Annotated in this window: 5 protein-coding genes, 1 tRNA gene and 2 pseudogenes; 4 read left to right on the forward strand and 4 right to left on the reverse strand. The window is 33.0% G+C overall.

The window, feature by feature from the left end; all coding sequences use genetic code 11:
- The 4 genes and pseudogenes from QZ357_RS03825 to QZ357_RS03840 all read left to right on the forward strand — a co-directional run.
- Positions 1–210: pseudogene (locus QZ357_RS03825) on the forward strand (prolipoprotein diacylglyceryl transferase); the annotation flags it as partial.
- Between the two features lie 24 nt (positions 211–234).
- On the forward strand, positions 235–1,086 hold the full coding sequence (locus QZ357_RS03830) for a class II fructose-bisphosphate aldolase (RefSeq protein WP_290771996.1): 852 nt from the start codon (positions 235–237) through the stop codon (positions 1,084–1,086).
- An 83-nt stretch (positions 1,087–1,169) separates the two neighbouring features.
- Positions 1,170–1,245: transfer RNA gene (locus tag QZ357_RS03835), tRNA-Trp, on the forward strand.
- Between the two features lie 103 nt (positions 1,246–1,348).
- Positions 1,349–1,723, forward strand: a complete 375-nt coding sequence (locus QZ357_RS03840; protein WP_290771999.1) for a response regulator — start codon at positions 1,349–1,351, stop codon at positions 1,721–1,723.
- Positions 1,724–1,798: 75 nt separating this feature from the next.
- Here the strand turns inward: QZ357_RS03840 and QZ357_RS03845 are convergent, their stop codons facing one another.
- The 4 genes and pseudogenes from QZ357_RS03845 to QZ357_RS03860 all read right to left on the reverse strand — a co-directional run.
- Complete coding sequence (locus QZ357_RS03845; protein ID WP_290772001.1) at positions 1,799–2,266, reverse strand: TspO/MBR family protein; 468 nt, start codon at positions 2,264–2,266, stop codon at positions 1,799–1,801.
- Between the two features lie 202 nt (positions 2,267–2,468).
- Positions 2,469–2,822: a hypothetical protein gene (locus QZ357_RS03850; RefSeq protein WP_366934114.1), complete on the reverse strand. Its 354-nt coding sequence runs from the start codon at positions 2,820–2,822 to the stop codon at positions 2,469–2,471.
- The gene (locus QZ357_RS03855) at positions 2,823–3,173 is read right to left on the reverse strand and encodes a PqqD family protein (protein WP_290772005.1); all 351 of its coding nucleotides are present in this window, start codon (positions 3,171–3,173) and stop codon (positions 2,823–2,825) included.
- A 95-nt stretch (positions 3,174–3,268) separates the two neighbouring features.
- Positions 3,269–4,018, reverse strand: a pseudogene (locus tag QZ357_RS03860) (OPT/YSL family transporter); the annotation flags it as partial.
- Positions 4,019–4,040 lie beyond the last annotated feature (22 nt).

Consider the following 4,040-nt stretch of genomic DNA (forward strand, 5'->3'; position numbering starts at 1 on the left):
GAAGGATTAAGAACCGATTCTCTTATGTTTTTCGGGCTTAGGACAGCGCAGCTTGTGAGTCTTGGACTTATTGTCCTTGGTATTGTAGGGATAATTTTAATAAGAAAGAAACATCAAAATGACCTTTTGGAAGAAAAACAAACATGTGAACAAAAAGATTTGGATGAAGATAATGAGGCAATATACAAAGCCTCTGATAATGAATCATAAAAAGAAATTTTAAAGGAGATAATCATGCCTCTTGTAACATCAAAAGAATTGCTTTTAAAAGCTCAAAAGGAAAATTATGCCATACCTGCTTTTAACTTCGAAAATATGGAAATGGCAAAGGGAATAATCGAAGCTTGCAGCGAAGAGAATTCCCCGGTTATTATGCAGACGACTACTTCCACTCTTAAATATATACCTCCCGAAGTGGCGTATGCAATTGTCGATTATTATGCAAAGGAAACATCCATACCCATAGTTCTTCACCTTGATCACGGTGCAAGTTATGATTTATGCGTCAGGTGTATAGATGCGGGGTACACTTCTGTTATGATAGACGGTTCAAAGTTGGATTTTGAAGATAATATAAACTTGTCTAAAAAAGTCTGTCTTTATGCAGATAAATTTGATGTTCCCGTAGAATGTGAGCTTGGAAGAGTGGGCGGGAAGGAAGATGAAGTTGAAGTTTCGAAAAAAGATGCTTTTCTTACATTTCCTATAAAAGCAGGGGAGTTTGCATCAAAGAGCGGATGTTCATCTCTTGCCGTTGCGATAGGTACCGCTCACGGATTTTACAAAGAGTCTCCAAACTTGGATTTTAAAAGGCTTAAAGAAATAAAAAGTGTCGTAAACGTTCCTTTGGTTCTTCACGGTACCAGCGGTACAAAGGACGAAGACGTGAAAAAGGCTATAAAACTCGGTATGTGCAAAGTGAATTATGCAACTGATTTAAGAGTTGCTTTTAGCGAAGGTGTAAGAAATTCACTTAAGGATAATAAAGTTTATGATCCGAAGGAATATAATATTGAAGGAATGAAAACTTTAAAAAGAAGGGTAAAAGAACTGATAGATGTATGTTCTTCAAAGAATAAAGGATAAGTCGATATTTTAATATGAATAAAACATCTATTTACATATTGACATTTTTGTGAAATTTGATATAATTTAATGGTGTTAAATTTAGGGGTATAGCTCAGTTGGTAGAGCAGTGGTCTCCAAAACCACGTGCCGAGGGTTCAAGTCCTTCTGCCCCTGCCATAATGATTTAAAGGCTTATTGCCATAGTATGCCGTTTCAAAGAAGAATCTTTGTAAACGGCTTTTTTGTTATATTTATTCAAATTATACGGGAAGATGAGGAAATGAAAGAAAAATCTATTTTAATTGTTGACGATGTGGAGATGAACAGGGCAATTTTAAAGCATATGTTGTCCGATGATTTTAATATTTACGAGGCAGAAAGAGGAAAAGAAGCGATAGATATTTTAAATGAATGTTATAATGATATATCCTTAATCCTTCTCGATATCATTCTTCCGGATATTGACGGATTCGAAGTGTTGTCTTTTTTGAAAAAAGACGATAAGTTTAAAGATATTTCCGTTTTTATAATATCTGCTTTGGAAAAAGATGAAGATACCTTAAAGAAAGCTTATGAAATGGGAGTATGCGGATTTATAAGCAAACCTTTCGATATTGGGAGTATAAAAGAAACCATTAAAAAACTTAATATTTGAGTTTTTTAATACAGTATATGTATATCCAGTATTGTTATTTTTTCTTAAAAATATGGTATTTCAATTGTAATTTCTTTATTTATTAAGTACAACTACCATTAAATTTAAATATCCCGCAAAGGTTACCCAGAGTAAGTAAGGAATTTGCAGCTTTCCAGATATATTACTTATTTCAGAAAAACAGGAAATCATTTTTAATATAAATATCCATAATATAACAAGAATCGTAAATGCGATTACAAAATTTGTAAACTTAAAGAATATTATGCTCCAAATAAAATTCAGTAACAACTGAATTATATATATTTTCAAAGCATTTTCTTTTTCTTCGCCATTTGACTGATAAATGATATATGAGCTTATACCCATGAGAATAAAAAGAATTGTCCATATAATGGGGAATACAATCCCCGGAGGAGACAGGGGAGGCAATATTAGGTTTTGATATATACTCATACTGTTTTTTGTTAAAAGTGCCGACAATCCTCCGATTAACAGCGGTATTAATATAGATATTATCAGATGTTTGAAGTTTACTTTCATTTGTTTTCCTGCCTTTTATATTATTGTTTAAAATATACATTTAAATTATTTGGTTTAGTGATTGTATATTTTTAACTACAAATAATTATATATATGATTTTAATAGAAGATTGTGATATAAAAGGTCGCATATTGCGTTTTGTGTTTTATACTGAAATTATTTTTTTACTATAATAAAAAAAAGATATCATAAGATATCTTTTTATTTTAGTTTATATATAGATTTGTTCTTTTTTCCCTTTTCTTCTATGATTATCTTTTGTTTAATCATATATTCTATCAAAGAGAGAGAAAAGCTTTTCGGATCTGTAATACCCAAACGATTTTTTGAGAAAGGTTGGCTTACCTGGATATCCTTTATTGTATCTTCGATTTCTTTTTTTGTCATGGGACCGTTTCTTTTGATTGCCTTTTTTACTTTTGAAACTGATTTTGAATAAAGCATATTCATTAAATCATTGGTTTGGCGTGACGCCCTCCAAAGCCCCCATCCGTAAATTAACATGGTTGCAACCATAAACAAAAATACATAGGGCAGATAATGCAGAATATTCAATTATTTATTCTCCTTCCACAAAATAAATTCATTGTTTTTAAGGATTTCCAAAAATTTCATTAAACGAGCCAGACTTTTTTCCATTTTGGGAAAATGTACCTCAAGTTCTTTGGAAAGGTCATAAACATTCTTTTCTCCGTCTATCTTAAGCCATATAAAACTGCCGTACTCATCCAGTGTAATATCACTTACTCTTGGTTTTTTAAAGAATTTTTGTGCTATGTTATTATAAAACCCAACCCATTCTTTTTTTATGGTTACGATATTTTTATCGTCGGTTTCGTAATCCATTTCAGGGTTTTTTATCGGAATATATTCCAAGTAATTATCTTTCTTTTTCGACTTGCTCATTTAGTGAAATTTCTCCTTAAATAATACTTTTAAAAAGATGCAATTTAATAATTATTATCAAATCGCATCTTTATTGTTTTTACGTTAAAGTTGTCTTATGCTTCTTGTTTCTTGTCTTTTTTCTTTATACAAACCCATACAAGGCTGAACAGAAGCAGACCGAATACAACCAAACTTCCTATCTGTCCGATGCTGAATACTTTTGAAACATCGATAACATCTGCTTTGTTAAGTACGGCAAGAACAGCAAGGATAACTCCCATTAAACCTTCTCCCGCGATTAAACCTGATGTATATAATGTTCCTCTTTCAACAGATTCTTTCTTTTCTTCTTCGTTTACTTTACGTTTATCCATAGCTAAACGAACAAGTCCGCCTGCCATAATGCCGGCGCTTAAGCTGAATGGAAGATACATACCTACGGCAACAGGAAGAACAGGAACACCAAGTATTTCTATAACTATGGCAACCGCACCGCCTGCGAAAATCAATGCCCAAGGAAGTTCTGCACTCATTATACCTTCAACAAGCATTTTCATCATTGTTGCTTGTGGAGCAGGAATTTCGTTAGAACCGAATCCCCATGCAGCACTTAAAAGATAAAGTACATATCCTATTGCTGCAGCTGAAGCAATAACCCCGATGATTTCACCGATTTGTTGTTTTTTAGGTGTTGCACCCAAAATGAAACCTGTTTTTAAGTCCTGAGAACAGTCTCCGGCAATAGCCGCAACGACACAAATGATGGCTCCGATTGAAATTGCGCCAAGCATTCCGTCTACACCCGTTGTTCCTGTAGCTTTTAAAAGTATAGTCGCAATAATAAGAGTTGCGATAGCCATACATGATACAGGGTTGTTTCAAGAA

Source organism: Anaerofustis sp., from assembly GCF_019420015.1.
Classification (GTDB): Bacteria; Bacillota; Clostridia; order Eubacteriales; family Anaerofustaceae; genus Anaerofustis.